Here is a 15,130-nt window from a genome sequence, read left to right as displayed (position 1 = left end):
GAACCCTCAGGCTACTGGGCGCATCTTTATGACTTGTCGCAAAAACAAGAATAAGGAACCGTCATGTTCGATATCAGCCAGTACCCCCACGCCGATGCCGTCCGCCGGGCTGCGCAACTGAGTCAGGACGAGTACAAGCGGCTCTACAAAGAATCCATCGAACACCCCAGCGCCTTCTGGGCCGAGCAGGCCACGCGCTTTCTCGACTGGATGACGCCCTGGCAAACCGTCCAGCGCTATGACCTCAAGAACGGCGACGCGTCCTGGTTCGCCGGCGGCAAGCTGAACGTCAGCGCCAATTGCATCGACCGTCACCTGGACACCCGTGGCGACCAGGTCGCGATCATCTGGGAAGGCGACGACCCCGCCGAATCGGCGCAAATCACCTACAAGAAACTGCACAATCATGTGTGCCGCCTGGCCAACGTGCTGAAAAGCCGTGGCGTGAAGAAAGGCGACCGGGTCTGCATCTACATGCCGATGATTCCCGAGGCCGCCTACGCCATGCTCGCCTGCACCCGCATCGGCGCGGTGCATTCGGTGGTGTTCGGCGGCTTCTCGCCGGACTCCCTGCGCGATCGGATTCTCGATGCCGACTGCCGCACCGTGATCACCGCTGACGAAGGCGTGCGTGGCGGACGCTTCATACCGCTCAAGCGCAACGTCGACAAGGCCCTGGAAAGCTGCCCGAACGTCAGCACCGTGCTGGTGGTCGAGCGCACCCAGGGCGAGGTGGGCTGGGTTGAAGGTCGTGACCTCTGGTATCACCAGGCCATGCACGACATCAGCGACGACTGCCCGCCCGAACCGATGGACGCCGAAGACCCGCTGTTTATCCTCTACACCTCCGGCAGTACCGGCAAACCCAAGGGTGTGCTGCACACCACGGGCGGCTATCTGCTGCAAGCGGCGATGACATTCAAGTACGTGCTCGACTACCGCGACAACGAAGTGTTCTGGTGCACCGCCGACGTCGGCTGGGTCACCGGCCATAGCTACATCGTCTACGGCCCGCTGGCCAACGGCGCCACTACACTGATCTTCGAGGGCGTGCCGAGCCACCCCAGCAGTTCGCGCTTCTGGCAGGTGATCGACAAGCACCAGGTCAACATCTTCTACACCGCACCGACCGCCCTACGTGCGCTGATGCGCGAAGGGGCCGGACCGTTGCAGGAAACGTCGCGCAAAAGCCTGCGATTGCTCGGCAGCGTCGGTGAGCCGATCAACCCTGAGGCGTGGGAATGGTATTTCAACATCGTAGGCGAACAACGCTGCCCGATTGTCGATACCTGGTGGCAGACCGAAACCGGCGGCATCATGCTCAGCCCGCTGGTCAGTGCCCCACGGCTCAAACCGGGCTGCGCCACCCAACCGATGTTCGGCGTGCAACCGGTCTTGCTGGATGAGGTGGGCAAGGAAATCAGCGGCGCCGGCAGCGGCGTGCTGGCGATCAAATCCAGTTGGCCGGGGCAGATTCGCAGTGTCTATGGCGACCACCAACGCATGGTGGAGACGTACTTCAAGCCCTATCCCGGCTACTACTTCACCGGCGACGGCGCGCGCCGCGACGAAGACGGCGATTACTGGATCACCGGGCGCATCGACGATGTGATCAACGTCTCCGGGCATCGCATTGGCACCGCCGAGGTGGAAAGCGCCCTGGTGCTGCACGACAACATCGCCGAAGCGGCCGTGGTCGGTTACCCCCATGACCTCAAGGGCCAAGGCATCTATGCCTTTGTCACGCCGATGAACGGTGTGGAGGCCAATGACGAGCTGAAGAAGGAATTGCTCGCCCACGTCAGCAAGGAAATCGGCAGCTTCGCCAAGCCGGAACTGATCCAATGGGCACCGGCGTTGCCCAAGACCCGTTCGGGCAAGATCATGCGACGCATCCTGCGCAAGATCGCCTGCAACGAACTCGACAGCCTCGGCGACACCTCGACCCTGGCCGATCCAAGTGTGGTGGAGGGGCTGATCGACAAGCGCTTGAATCGATAAGCCAAACGACGCGGTTCCCCCTGAGGTACCGCGTCCTTGTGGCGAGGGGCTTTGTGGGAGCAAAGCTTGCTCGCGAAACAGGCACCTCGATTCCTGAAAGACCGCATCGCCTTCATCGCGGGCAAGCCTTGCTCCCACAAAGCCCTTCGCCATAGGTCAGAGCCCGACTCAACAGCATGCAATACCCAACCCGAGTATCCATAACTGCTAAACTCCCGCGCCTCATTTCTCAAAGGCGCGCCCGGCATGTCTTCCTTGAATCAGGCGCTGCGCGCCGCCCTCGACCAGCGTCAGGAACTGCTCGGCCAATTGCATGAGCAAGGCACCGATTGCTATCGCCTGTTCCACGGCAGCCAGGAAGGCGCGCCCGGCCTGACCGTCGACCGCTACGGCCCGCAACTGCTGGTGCAGAGCTTCCATCAGTCACTGGAGCGCGACGACCTGCTGCAACTGCATGGCCTCGTCAACGAATGGCTGGGCCTGGAAACCTTGTTGGTCTACAACGACCGCGCCCGGGGCAATTCGCGCATCGACCGCCAGGACACGGTCTATCAGGCGGACGAGGCCGCCCTGCAAGACCTGGTCGGGCATGAATGGGGCTTGAATTATCGCGTTCGCGGCCGCCATGCCGGGCAGGATCCCTTGCTGTTTCTCGACCTGCGCAACGCCCGAGGCTGGGTCAAGGCAAACAGCCGTGGCAAAAGCGTGTTGAACCTGTTCGCCTACACCTGTGGCGTCGGCCTGAGCGCTGCGGCCGGTGGCGCGCGGGAGGTGTGCAACCTGGACTTCGCCGAAGGCAACCTGGCGGTGGGCCGCGAAAACGGCCTGCTCAACCCCGATTTGCCACCCATGGAATTCGTGCAGTCGGATTACTTCCCGGCGATTCGCCAACTGGCCGGCCTGCCCATCAGCCAGCGTCGCGGGCAAAAACTGCCCAGCTATGTGCGCCTGGAGCAACGCCAGTACGACCTGGTGCTGCTCGACCCTCCGGCCTGGGCCAAAAGTGCCTTCGGCACTGTCGACTTGTTGCGCGACTACCAAAGCCTGCTGAAACCGGCGCTGCTCACCACCGCTGACAATGGCGTGCTGATCTGCTGCAACAACCTGGCAAAAGTGCCCATGGACGACTGGCGCGAGCAGGTGTTGCGTTGTGCGGAAAAAGCTGGCCGACCGGTGCGCGAGTGGAGCGTGCTGGCACCCGGCAGCGATTTTCCCTCCCTGGATCAACAACCGCCACTCAAGACGCTGATCCTCCAACTCTAAGCCAGACTCGGAATTCTTACTCGCAAAACGGACAAATCTGTTAAATCACAGTGGCTTCGGAACCGTAAACGCATGCCATACTCCAAGGCACTCTGAATTCACACTAGATGAAGCCGCACATGCCCAAAGGATTGATTCGCGCTTTCGGCGCCCTGTTGACCGCACTGGCCCTCTACAGCCTGTTGGGTTTTCTGATATTGCCGGGCATTGCCTTGCGCATCGCCAATCAGCAATTGGCCGCCCATGCGACAGTGCCGGCGCAGATCCAGCGTATAGAACTCAATCCTTTCAGCCTTGAAGTCACCCTCTGGGGCCTGAATATTGGCGAGCCAGGCAAGGAGCAGGTCGGCTTCGAACGGCTGTACGCCAATCTGCAACTCGACAGCTTGTGGTCCGGCGCCCTGCATCTGGTCGACATCGAGCTGGACAAGCCCAAGACCGAAGTCGTGTTCACCAAGGACGGCCAGTTGAACCTGCTGGGCCTGTTCAAGCTGCCTGCCAGCGAACCGACGCCCGCCGATCCCGAGGCCAAGCCGTTCCCCCTGCGGGTCGATCGAATCAAGTTGGCCGGCGGATACGTGCATTTCCAGGACCTGCGCCCCAGCGAGCCCATCGAATTCCTCTACGACACCCTCGATTTCGAGCTGAAGAACCTCAGCACCCTGCCCGACGACAATGCCGACATGACCCTGGTGGCGGCCGGCCCCCAGGGCGGACAGATCGATTGGACCGGCAATTTCAGCCTCACACCCATTGCCTCCCAAGGCACGCTCAAGGTCACTGGCGGCCAAATGAAAGCCTGGTGGCCCTACGTACGCGACGCCGTACCGCTGGTGTTGGAAAACGGCGTCCTGAACCTCAACGCCGATTACAAGCTCAACCTGGCCAAAGGCACCGAGCTGCTGCTCAACAACGTCGCCGTCAGTGTCGCGCCCTTCGCCATCAAGTCCCCCGATGGCCGTCCACTGGTGAAACTCGAACGCCTGGACGTGAGCGAAACCACGGTGGACCTGGCCAAGCAGCAGGTTATCGTGGGCAAGATCCGCAGCCAGAAGCTGGAAACCTGGGCCGCTCGCGAGGCGGACGGGCAGTTGGACTGGCAGAAGCTCTTCGCCAGCCAGCCGGCCAAACCGCAGGTCAAGGCTGAACCGGCATCCGCCCCGGCGGCGGCCGACTCGCCAAAAGCTGAACCGGCACCGCCCAGCAAACCGTGGCAAGTGCTGTTGAAGGACGTGCAACTGCGCGACTACCGAGTGCACCTGGCCGACCGCCAGGCGCAGCCCGCCGTGGCCCTGGAGGTCGGCCCGCTGAACCTCGACCTGCAGAACTACGACACCCTCAATGGCTCGCCCTTTACCCTCAAGCTGGACACCGGACTGGGCAAACAGGGCAAGATCCTGGCCGATGGCGAGGTCAACCTGAACCCGATCAGCGCCAGGCTCAAGGTCAAGACCCAGGACATCGACCTGCGTGTCGCCCAGTCGTATATCAACCCATTCATTCGCCTGGAGCTGCGCTCCGGGATGCTCGGCAGTGACCTGGCGGTCGACCTCAAAAGCACCGAGCCGCTGGCATTCGCCGTCACCGGCCGCGCCCAGGTCGATCAGTTGCACACCCTCGACACCCTCAAGACCCGTGATTTCCTCAAGTGGCAGAAACTGGTCCTCGAGGGCCTGAACTATCAGCACGGCGACAGCCTGTCCATCGACAAGGTCAACCTGTTCCAGCCTTACGCGCGGTTCATGATCAATGACGACCGCACCACCAACGTCGATGACCTGCTGATCCCGCAACCGGCCGACAGCGGCACGAAGAGCACCGCGGCAAAACCGGCGTCCCAGGAAAAACCGCTGGGCATTCACATCGGCGGCATCGCCATCAACGACGGTTCGGCCAACTTCGCCGACTTCAGCCTGACACCCAACTTCGCCACGGCCATCCAGCAACTCAATGGCCAGATCGGCACCATCGACAGCCGCCAGGCTCAACCGGCCAGCGTGGACGTCAAGGGCAAGGTCGACCGATACGCACCTGTCACTATCAAGGGCGCGGTCAACCCCTTCGACCCGATGGCCAGCCTCGACATCGCCACCAGTTTCAAACGGGTCGAGCTGACGACCCTGACGCCCTACTCCGGCAAGTTCGCCGGTTATCGCATCCGCAAGGGCCGGCTCAATCTCGATCTGCATTACCGAATCACCAAGGGCCAGCTCCAGGCGGAGAACAAGGTGGTGGTCGAGCAATTGCAGTTGGGGGAAAAAGTCGACAGCCCGGACGCCGTGAGCCTGCCGCTGAAACTGGCCATCGCTTTGCTCAAGGACTCAGAGGGCAAGATTTCCATCGAACTGCCGGTCACTGGCAACCTCAACGATCCGCAGTTCAGTGTCATGCCAATCGTCTGGCAGACCCTGCGCAACCTGGTGGTACGCGCGGCCCAGGCGCCGTTCAAGCTCATCGGCGGGCTGGTGGCCGGCGGCGGCTCGGAGGACCTGGGCAGCGTCGCGTTTGCGCCGGGCTCCAGCGACCTGAGCAAGGACAACGAAGGCACGCTGCTCAAACTCTCCGAAGCCCTGGCCAAACGGCCGGAGCTGCGCCTGGAGATCGAAGGCACCGCCGCCGAGAGCAGCGACGGACCATTGCTCGCCGCCCAGCGCCTGGAGCGCGAATACCAGTACAACTACTACAAGATGCTCCAGCGTCGGGGCGACAAAGTTCCGGCCCAGGCTTCGCTGATAGAAGTGCCCGAGGATGAAAAGGCCCCGCTGCTCGAAGGCATCTACCGCACGCGCCTCAAGACCCAGCCGCCGGCCGAATGGACGCAACTGGATAAAAAGGCCCGTATCGAGAAACTGCGCGAAGGCGTGATCAAGTTCTGGAGCGGCAGCGACGTGCTATTGCGTCAGCTGGGGCAGGAACGGGCCAGCAGCATCAAGGATTTCCTGGTGGACAAAGGCCAATTGGCCGACGACCGTGTGTATTTCATCGACGCCAGCCTCGGCCAGGCTGAAAGCGATGGCCGGGTGATTACCCCTATGCATCTGGATGCCGAATAAGATGAAACCCTGGTACGGGCTCAGCCTGGGTCTGTTGCTCGCCGCCGGCCAGGCCTCGGCTGCCGACACGCTGCGCTGCGGCAGCCAGTTGATCAGCGTCGGCGACCGCTCCAGTGAAGTGCTGCAAAAGTGTGGGCAGCCCGTGGCGCGGGATGACCTGGGCTACAAGCGCAGTGTCAATCGCCGGGAGGAATACCCGGTGGAAGAATGGACCTACGGCCCCAACAGCGGCATGTACCAGTACCTGCGTTTCGAGGGAAATCGGCTGGTGCAGATCACCAGCAAGCGGGGGCGGTGAATGTACCGCCGCCATCGCGAGCAAGCTCGCTCCCACATTTGATCGCATTGCTTCCGGCAGAACTCGATCCCCTGGGGGAACAGGCTTGATCGCTTTCTTCTGAAAGAACTCGATCCCTGCGGGAGCGAGCTTGCTCGCGATAAGGACAACCCGGTTTCCCCGGCCGGACCGCACACTCTTCCCTCCCCAGAATAGAACAGGCCCCCGGCACGAATGCCGGGGGCCTGTAATGGCCACGTCCGTGTGGCCTTTCGCATGAACTCCAAAGCAACGGCAAGCGTATGACTCAGCCCGCTTACCGTGCCTTCTCCCGGTCCAGGCGAGAAGTCTTAGCCTTACTCGGCTTTCAGGCCGTCAGCCGATACGGCCTTAACGCCTTTGATTTTCTTGGCGATCGCCACGGCGGTGTCTTTTTGTGCATCAGTGACTTTGGTCATCGAAGACAGGGACACAACACCTTTATTGGTTTCGACTTTGATGTCGCTGCCAGGAATGCCTTTTTCGGTGACCAGGTCAGCTTTGACCTTGGTGGTGATCCAGGTATCGGAAACGTCTTCCTTGGCCTCTGTCACTTCGCCCGCAGCCAGCATCATTGGCGCCTGAGTTGCTTGAGTGGTCTCGGCGAATGCGCTAGCCATGGTCAGGGTCAGTGCGGTAGCAGCGGCGGCAGTGATAGCGAACTTCTTCATACGAGTAACTCCTGTTTTTCTCAAAAACTGCCGGAGGTGGATCCCGGCAGGGTTATCAGGAGTAGTGCGAAGGTTGTGCCAGTTTTAAGAGATTAATTAATTACATAAAAATCAATAAGTTAAGCGAAGCGATGAAATTCAGAATCATGCAAATTGCATGAGCCTCCCATTTTCAACATGCAACATGCCGATCCTGCCTTGCCGCTAAGCTGATGAATCAAGAAGGGTTTGCACGGCGAGGGAGCGGGGCCCCTCGCCGCGCGAGTATTAGGTGCCAGGGCAAGAGGTCGGCAGGAATTCCCTGGGTGCGGTGGATGCGCATGTCCAAGCGCCGTTGACATCGCGGCTGAGGGTGATCGTCCTACCTGCTATAGAGGCAGGGGCGTTCAGGAGGGTACAAACGATAGAGCCTGCCGTCGTAGCCGTACCTGTTACCGAAATTGTGCAGTTGCTGGTTGTGGTCGGGGCGTTCATGAGGGCCAACGTTGGAGTAACGCCCTGATTCATTTGATCCTCGTACGCTACCTTCAGCGCCGAGATTTCCCCCAGCCCAGCGGTAGCCTTCGCCCGCGCTTGATACCTGGAATATTGAGGCAACGCGAACGTCGCCAGAATGCCGATGATCGCCACGACGATCAGCAGCTCGATCAGCGTAAAACCCTTTTGCTTATTCATAGACATCTCCCATGCATGAGTCGAAATCTCATGACCTGAAACGGCCATTGCAGGGCACATGCCAACCCTCAAGCCCTATCAATAAAGGGGTTTGAACCCGCACAACGGCGGCGTCCTACCTCCACAACCGCACTATCTGACGTTTTTTGTCACCCTGGCCCGCTGGTTTGGCGTCGATGCTTGACTAGGCTATAAGTCATGAACTGTCCGCGTCCGGTATCCCCATGAATGACATCGCCCTCAGCGGCCTGACCAAGCAATTGGTGCTGGCCGAACTGATCACCGAGCAAAGTGCGCAACAGGCGTATCAACAGGCTCAACGCAGCCGCATCCCCCTGGTCAGCTACCTGGTGCAGAACAAACTGGTCCAGAGCCGTCAGGTCGCGGAAATCGCCTCGGAGCATTTCGGCGTCGCCCTGCTGGACCTCAACAGCCTGGACAAAGAAGCCCAGCCCACCGGCCTGGTCAGCGAAAAACTGGTGCGCCAGCACCATGCCCTGCCGCTGTGGCGACGCGGCAACAAACTGTTCGTGGGCATCTCCGACCCGACTAATCACCAGGCCATCAATGACATCCAGTTCAGCACCGGCCTGACCACCGAAGCCATCCTGGTGGAGGACGATAAACTCAGCGACGCCATCGAGAAGTTCTTCGAATCCACAAGTACGGGCCTGGAAGGCATGGGCGATGCCGACCTCGACGGCCTGGACATCGAGTCGATCGACGACACCAAGCAGGATTCCATCGGCGGCCAGGACACCGACGACGCGCCCGTGGTGCGTTTCGTCAACAAGATGCTGCTGGACGCGATCAAGGGCGGCTCTTCCGACCTGCACTTCGAGCCTTACGAAAAAATCTACCGGGTGCGGGTGCGCACCGACGGCATGCTGCGGGAAGTGGCCCGGCCGCCGATCCAACTGGCGACCCGTATTGCCGCCCGCCTGAAGGTCATGGCCAGCCTGGATATTTCCGAGCGGCGCAAACCCCAGGACGGCCGATTGAAAATGCGCCTGTCGAAAACCAAGTCCATCGACTTCCGGGTCAACACCCTGCCGACGCTCTGGGGCGAAAAAGTGGTAATCCGGATCCTCGACCCGTCCAGTGCGCAAATGGGCATCGATGCCCTGGGCTATGAACCGGATCAGAAAGACCTGTACATGGCCGCCCTCAAGCAACCACAAGGGCTGATCCTGGTCACCGGACCGACCGGCTCGGGCAAGACCGTATCGCTGTACACCGGGCTGAATATCCTCAACACCGTGGACATCAACATTTCCACCGCCGAAGACCCGGTGGAGATCAACATGGAAGGCATCAACCAGGTCAACGTGAACCCGCGCCAGGGGCTGGACTTCGCCCAGGCCCTGCGCTCGTTCCTGCGCCAGGACCCGGATGTGATCATGGTCGGCGAGATCCGCGACCTGGAAACCGCCGAAATCGCCATCAAGGCCGCCCAGACCGGGCACCTGGTGCTCTCCACCTTGCACACCAACAGCGCCGCCGAAACCCTGATCCGCTTGCAGAACATGGGCATTCCGGGGTTCAACATCGCCACCGCCGTGCACCTGATCATCGCCCAGCGGCTGGCGCGCAAGCTGTGCAACCACTGCAAGAAGGCCATCGAGGTTCCCGAGGAAACCTTGCTCAAGGAAGGTTTCCCCCGGGAACGCATCGGCACATTCACGATCTATGAGCCGGTCGGTTGCGAACAGTGCAACCACGGCTACAAAGGGCGCGTGGGGGTTTACGAAGTGGTCAAGAACACGCCCGAGCTGCAACGGTTGATCATGGCCGAGGGCAACTCGCTGGAAATCGATCTGCAAATGCGCAAGGACGGCTTCAATGACCTGCGCACATCGGGGCTGCTCAAAGTGATGCAGGGCGTCACCAGCCTCGAAGAAATCAACCGGGTCACCAAGGATTGAGCATGGCGGTCAAGGCAGTAAAAACCGACGTCTATACGTGGGAAGGCAAAGACCGCAAAGGCGCGAAAATGACCGGCGAGCTGACGGGCCAGAGCCCAGCCCTGGTCAAGGCACAACTGCGCAAGCAAGGCATCAACCCGGAGAAGGTGCGCAAGAAATCCACCTCGATATTCAGCAAGGGCAAGCGTATCAAGCCGCTGGACATCGCCCTCTTCACCCGCCAGATGGCCACGATGCTCAAGGCTGGCGTGCCGCTGTTGCAGGCGTTCGACATCATCGGCGAAGGCTTCGACAACGCCAACATGCGCAAGCTGGTGGACCAGGTGAAGCAGGAAGTCGCCGCCGGCAACAGCTTCGCCGCCTCGCTGCGCAAATGCCCGCAATATTTCGACGAGCTGTACTGCAACCTGGTGGACGCCGGCGAACAGGCCGGTGCGTTGGACACCCTGCTGGACCGGGTGGCGACTTACAAGGAAAAGAGCGAAGCCCTCAAGGCCAAGATCAAGAAAGCCATGACCTACCCCACGGCAGTGATACTCGTCGCAGCGGTGGTCACCGGCATCCTGCTGGTCAAGGTGGTGCCGCAGTTCGAATCAGTCTTCTCCGGGTTCGGGGCGCAGCTGCCGGCTTTCACGGTGATGGTCATCGGCCTGTCGGAATTCATGCAGCAATGGTGGTGGATGTTGCTTGGCGCCTTGGTGGGGACGTTCTTCGGGGTGAAATATGCCCTCAAGCGGTCCCAGGCGTTTCGTGACTGGCGAGACAAGTGGCTGCTCAAGCTCCCCTTGATCGGCACCTTGATGTACAAGTCTGCGGTGGCGCGCTTCGCCCGCACGCTCTCGACGACATTCGCCGCTGGCGTGCCGCTGGTCGAAGCCCTCGATTCGGTATCGGGCGCCACCGGCAACGTGGTGTTCAAGCGCGCCGTGCAGCGCATCCGCCAGGACGTCTCCACCGGCATGCAGTTGAATTTTTCCATGCGCGCCTCAGGCATCTTTCCGAACCTGGCCATCCAGATGACCGCCATCGGCGAGGAATCCGGCGCGCTGGACGACATGCTCGACAAGGTGGCGAGCTTTTATGAGGCCGAAGTGGACAATCTGGTGGACAACCTCACCAGCCTGATGGAACCCTTCATCATGGTGATCCTGGGGGTCGTCGTCGGTGGCCTGGTGGTTGCCATGTACCTGCCCATCTTTCAACTCGGCTCTGCGATCTGACATGCCCCTGAGCGAATTTTTCGTGCTGTATCCCGTGGCTTTTGTGCTCGTTGCGGCATTGCTCGGCCTGATCATCGGCAGCTTCCTCAACGTGCTGGTGTGGCGCCTGCCAAAGATGCTCAACCGCGAATGGCGCCTGCAAGCCCACGAGCTGCTAGGCCTGCCCGCCGAAACCCCGGGCCCGGTCTACAACCTCATGCTGCCCCATTCCCAGTGCCCGCACTGCGGCCATCGCATCCGCGCCTGGGAGAACATTCCGCTATTGAGCTACCTGATGCTGCGCGGCCGCTGTTCGGGTTGCGCCGCGCCCATCGGCAAGCGCTATCCCCTGACCGAAGTGGCCTGCGGCGCGTTATCGGCGTTCGTCGCCTGGCATTTCGGCTTTGGCTGGCACGCTGCGATGGTGTTGGTGCTGACCTGGGGCCTGCTGGGCATGAGCCTGATCGATGCCGAGCATCAATTGCTGCCCGATACCTTGGTGTTGCCGTTGTTGTGGCTGGGCTTGATCGTCAACAGCTTCGGGCTGTTCGTCTCCCTGGACCAGGCGATGTGGGGCGCGGTGGCCGGCTACCTGGCGTTGTGGTCGGTGTTCTGGGTGTTCAAGCTGATCACCGGCAAGGAAGGCATGGGCTACGGGGATTTCAAGCTGCTGGCGATGCTGGGCGCCTGGGGTGGCTGGCAGACCCTGCCGCTGACGCTGCTGTTGTCATCGCTGGTGGGCGCCGTTATCGGGGTCATTGTGCTGCGCTTGCGTGATGCTCCCGGGTCGACGCAAATCCCCTTTGGGCCTTATCTGGCCATTGCCGGCTGGATTGCCTTGCTCTGGGGTGGTCAAATAACCGACTTCTATTGGCAGTCTGTCGGTTTCTAATGTCGATCTTTTATGAATAACCCTCTGGAAAAACCCTGGATTCTCGGCCTGACCGGTGGCATCGGCAGCGGCAAGAGCGCGGCAGCCCAGCATTTCATCGACCTGGGCGTGCACGTCATCGACGCCGATCATGCGGCACGCTGGGTGGTCGAACCCGGGCGCCCGGCGCTGGCGAAAATCGCCGAGCACTTCGGCCCTGGCGTATTGCAGGCTGACGGAACCCTGGACCGGGCGGCGCTGCGCAAACTGATTTTCGAGCAGGCCGATGAGCGCCGCTGGCTCGAGGCGCTGCTACATCCGCTGATCGCCGAGGAAATAGCCCATCATCTGGCTCAGGCACAATCGTCCTACGCGATCCTGGTGTCGCCGCTGCTGATCGAATCTGGGCAGTACGCCATGACCCAGCGGGTCCTGGTGATCGATGCGCCGGAACAACTGCAGATCGAACGTACGTTGCAGCGCGACCAGACCAGCGAACAGCAGGTCCAGGCAATCCTCAAGGCTCAGTCCAGCCGTCAGGATCGCCTGAACCATGCCGACGACGTGGTGGTCAACGATCGCGACCTCGCCTGGCTGCACAGCGAGGTCGAGCGCCTGCATCACTTTTACCTTACTTTGCGTGGAGGCCAATCATGAGCCAAACCCCAACCGTTGATTGCCCAACCTGTGGTGCCCCTGTGGAATGGAGCCCGGAGAGCACATTCCGGCCGTTCTGCTCTGATCGCTGCAAACTGATCGACCTCGGCGCCTGGGCGTCGGAAGAACACAAGATTCCGGTCAGCCCCGACGCCGAGGATGAGCTGTTCAGCGAAGACTTCGAGCCACGCTCACACCACTAAGGCCGCATGAAACCGTAGTCCTGCTCATCGTCGAGGTTTTCCGCGAGGAAACTCAACTCGTCGGCCAGGTCTTCAGCGCTGCGCACTGTCTTGCTCTGCTGCACGATGGCACTGAGCAAGGCCCGCAGGCTCAAGCCCGGATCGAAGCCGATCTCCATGGCGGCGTCGTGGCTACGCCTGATCTCTTGCCTGGCCCACTCATAAACACTCATGGTTGTACTCCTGGAAGTTTTCCAGAGCATGAAGGGCGTGCGGTGGGGCAGCCTTGACGTGAATCAAGGCTTGTCATCATCGTTCCACGGTGCCGACAGGTAGCGCGTGCGGTTGAAGGTCTCCAGCCATTCGGGGCTGAACACCACCAACGCACTGATCACCATGCCGTTGATGAAAGCCTCGGGAAAGATGATCAGCCAGAGGTAGCCGATGAAATCCTCCAGCCAGTAAGGCATGGCGAATATCCCGTCGTACCACAGCAGGCCAAGCCCCAGCAGCAGGCACGCCAACGCCGAAAGCGCGGCGGCGAGAAATCCCGAACAGAAGATGTACACGAACAGATTGCGCGGCTGGGCGCGCTCCACCAGGATCGCGCAACACTCGGTGACCAGCACCGGCAGCAGGATCAGCAGCGCACCGTTGACCCCGACCGCCGCCATGTCCTGACGGCCCAGCAGCACCAGCGCAAGCTGCGCGCACAAGCCACCCAGGATTGCCAATGGCCAGTCCAGCAACAGCGTCACGGCGGTCATGCCGATGAAATGATACGAGACACCGGTGTCGAAATCCCGTCGCACCAGCCACAGCATGAACAACGCCAGCACCGTGCCGAACAGCAAATGCTGGCGACGGCTGTCGGTGAACAGCTCGACCCATGGTGCCCGCACCACGGCCCAGGCCAACATCGGCACATACATCAGCCAACCGGCCGCCAGGGTTTGCGGTGAGAGCAGTTCGGCACCGATCATGGGACTACTCCTTTCGCTTGCCCTTGTTGCATCGATTTTCTGTGATGAGGGAGCAAGCTCCCTCGCCACAACTCTCGGCAGTCTACACCCCGCCCCCTAACGGCCATTAATCAACGCAACGCTTCCAGCTTGTCGCAATTGAACGCTAAGCTTGGGCCCATGGATGACTCCGATTACTTACGCCTGCTGACCATCGCGGCCGAGCAAGCCAACGCCTTTCTCTCCAATGCCCGCAAATGGGAGCGTGAGCGTTGGGTCTGCCAGCGTCTGCTGCAAGGGCTGAACGTGCCTTATCGCGCCGACGAGTTCGCCCCGGCCGGTGAGCCACCGGACGTGTTGTTTCGCGATGCCAATTTCGAGGTGTTTTTCGTACTCGACGAAGGTCGCCGCCTCAATGACGAATGGCGCGACGAACTGCAACGTCGCCGCAGCGCCTTTTCCCTGAGCCAACTGGTGCGGCGCGAGGCCAAGCCCCGGCGAATCCCGGCCAATGAATTCCTGATGCGCCTGGCCCCGACCCTGCGCAAGAAAGCCCACAACTACACCGAGCGCGGCATGGACCTGGGCGACCTGGACATCATCGCCTTCGCCAGTCTCAAGCGCGAAGTGCTGGACCTCAACAGTCACTTTCCACCGCCAACCGAATACCTGCGCCAGGGCTGGCGCTCGCTGTCGCTGGTGGGGCCGACGTTTGCCCGAGTGCTGTTCGCCCACCCCGACGCGCCGGACTTCTTGCGGGGCAACCTGGGGCGCAGCATCGTGTTCGATGTCGGGATCAGCCTGTGAGCCCATTGCAGGAATTGATCGCCGCCGTGCCGCAGCAGGGCCGCGTACGCTGGATTGGCGTGCGCCCCCAGGGTCACGCGCCGATGATCGAACTGGACGCCGTGGAGGCCCGCCTGGAAGCCGGACTGACCGGCGATCATGCCCGCCCCGGTGCGCGCAATGCGCGACAAGTGACGCTGATCCAGTGGGAGCACCTGGCAGTGATCGGCTCGCTGATGGGCCGCCCCGAGAACCAGCCAGTACTGCCTCAGGAGCTGCGGCGCAATATTGTGGTCAGCGGCATCAATCTGTTCAGCCTCAAGGGTCGGCGCTTTCGCATCGGCCAAGCGATCTTTGAAACCACCGGCTGGTGCCAACCCTGCGCACGACTGGAACGAAACCTCGGCGAAGGTACGTTCCAGGCCGTACGCGGCCATGGCGGAATCACCGCCCGAGTGTTAAAAAGTGGAATCATTCGCCTGGACGACCGCCTGAGCGTCGAACCTGTTCCGGCGAGCGGCTACGCTGCTTTCAATGCCGGCTAGCCGGACGCTGTAACGTCTTCACCT

Annotated in this window: 15 protein-coding genes; 11 read left to right on the top strand and 4 right to left on the bottom strand. The window is 61.2% G+C overall.

Annotated features, from left to right (window positions below):
* The first annotated feature begins 63 nt into the window (after window positions 1-63).
* The 4 genes from acs to AB4N80_RS09890 all read left to right on the top strand — a co-directional run bounded on the left by acs (window position 64) and on the right by AB4N80_RS09890 (window position 6,615).
* Window positions 64-2,001 (top strand): acetate--CoA ligase, encoded by a 1,938-nt coding sequence (gene acs / locus AB4N80_RS09905; protein WP_122564912.1) that lies wholly within the window; start codon window positions 64-66, stop codon window positions 1,999-2,001.
* 246 nt (window positions 2,002-2,247) lie between these two features.
* On the top strand, window positions 2,248-3,264 hold the full coding sequence (locus tag AB4N80_RS09900) for a class I SAM-dependent rRNA methyltransferase (RefSeq protein ID WP_122564913.1): 1,017 nt from the start codon (window positions 2,248-2,250) through the stop codon (window positions 3,262-3,264).
* Window positions 3,265-3,383: 119 nt separating this feature from the next.
* A complete protein-coding gene (locus tag AB4N80_RS09895) occupies window positions 3,384-6,317 on the top strand; it encodes a DUF748 domain-containing protein (protein WP_205929577.1) in 2,934 nt (977 codons plus the stop codon).
* A 1-nt stretch (window position 6,318) separates the two neighbouring features.
* The gene (locus AB4N80_RS09890; protein WP_122564915.1) at window positions 6,319-6,615 is read left to right on the top strand and encodes a DUF2845 domain-containing protein; all 297 of its coding nucleotides are present in this window, start codon (window positions 6,319-6,321) and stop codon (window positions 6,613-6,615) included.
* 335 nt (window positions 6,616-6,950) lie between these two features.
* On the opposite strand, the gene AB4N80_RS09885 is transcribed toward AB4N80_RS09890, so the two are convergent.
* Together AB4N80_RS09885 and AB4N80_RS09880 are read right to left on the bottom strand one after the other, a co-directional pair.
* Entirely contained in the window at window positions 6,951-7,304 is a 354-nt protein-coding gene (locus AB4N80_RS09885; RefSeq protein ID WP_025215523.1) for a BON domain-containing protein, read from the bottom strand.
* Window positions 7,305-7,571: 267 nt separating this feature from the next.
* Window positions 7,572-7,979: a pilin gene (locus tag AB4N80_RS09880; RefSeq protein WP_122564964.1), complete on the bottom strand. Its 408-nt coding sequence runs from the start codon at window positions 7,977-7,979 to the stop codon at window positions 7,572-7,574.
* A gap of 224 nt (window positions 7,980-8,203) precedes the next feature.
* On the opposite strand from AB4N80_RS09880, the gene pilB reads away from it, so the two are divergent.
* From pilB to yacG, 5 genes are read left to right on the top strand one after another with little or no spacing between them, the layout of a single operon-like run.
* A complete protein-coding gene (gene pilB, locus AB4N80_RS09875; RefSeq protein ID WP_122564916.1) occupies window positions 8,204-9,904 on the top strand; it encodes a type IV-A pilus assembly ATPase PilB in 1,701 nt (566 codons plus the stop codon).
* Between the two features lie 2 nt (window positions 9,905-9,906).
* Window positions 9,907-11,124 (top strand): type II secretion system F family protein, encoded by a 1,218-nt coding sequence (locus tag AB4N80_RS09870; RefSeq protein WP_122564917.1) that lies wholly within the window; start codon window positions 9,907-9,909, stop codon window positions 11,122-11,124.
* A 1-nt stretch (window position 11,125) separates the two neighbouring features.
* Window positions 11,126-11,995: a prepilin peptidase gene (locus AB4N80_RS09865; protein ID WP_460081774.1), complete on the top strand. Its 870-nt coding sequence runs from the start codon at window positions 11,126-11,128 to the stop codon at window positions 11,993-11,995.
* Between the two features lie 12 nt (window positions 11,996-12,007).
* Window positions 12,008-12,631: a dephospho-CoA kinase gene (coaE, locus tag AB4N80_RS09860; protein ID WP_122564919.1), complete on the top strand. Its 624-nt coding sequence runs from the start codon at window positions 12,008-12,010 to the stop codon at window positions 12,629-12,631.
* The gene (gene yacG, locus AB4N80_RS09855) at window positions 12,628-12,834 is read left to right on the top strand and encodes a DNA gyrase inhibitor YacG (RefSeq protein WP_018609255.1); all 207 of its coding nucleotides are present in this window, start codon (window positions 12,628-12,630) and stop codon (window positions 12,832-12,834) included. The genes coaE and yacG overlap by 4 nt, the downstream gene beginning before the upstream one ends.
* On the opposite strand, the gene AB4N80_RS09850 is transcribed toward yacG, so the two are convergent.
* Together AB4N80_RS09850 and AB4N80_RS09845 are read right to left on the bottom strand one after the other, a co-directional pair.
* Complete coding sequence (locus AB4N80_RS09850; protein WP_053125334.1) at window positions 12,831-13,046, bottom strand: hypothetical protein; 216 nt, start codon at window positions 13,044-13,046, stop codon at window positions 12,831-12,833. The genes yacG and AB4N80_RS09850 overlap by 4 nt on opposite strands.
* Window positions 13,047-13,109: 63 nt before the next feature.
* Window positions 13,110-13,796: an energy-coupling factor ABC transporter permease gene (locus AB4N80_RS09845; RefSeq protein WP_122564920.1), complete on the bottom strand. Its 687-nt coding sequence runs from the start codon at window positions 13,794-13,796 to the stop codon at window positions 13,110-13,112.
* A 159-nt stretch (window positions 13,797-13,955) separates the two neighbouring features.
* On the opposite strand from AB4N80_RS09845, the gene AB4N80_RS09840 reads away from it, so the two are divergent.
* Together AB4N80_RS09840 and AB4N80_RS09835 are read left to right on the top strand one after the other, a co-directional pair.
* Window positions 13,956-14,582, top strand: a complete 627-nt coding sequence (locus AB4N80_RS09840) for a DUF1780 domain-containing protein (RefSeq protein WP_025215531.1) — start codon at window positions 13,956-13,958, stop codon at window positions 14,580-14,582.
* Window positions 14,579-15,106, top strand: coding sequence for an MOSC domain-containing protein (locus AB4N80_RS09835; RefSeq protein ID WP_122564921.1), 528 nt, complete (start codon window positions 14,579-14,581; stop codon window positions 15,104-15,106). The genes AB4N80_RS09840 and AB4N80_RS09835 overlap by 4 nt, the downstream gene beginning before the upstream one ends.
* Window positions 15,107-15,130: the final 24 nt, after the last annotated feature.

The organism is Pseudomonas sp. H3_A02, from assembly GCF_054671965.1.
The sequence above is the reverse complement of the archived record's forward strand: the minus strand, read 5'-3'. Positions and strand labels throughout refer to the sequence as shown.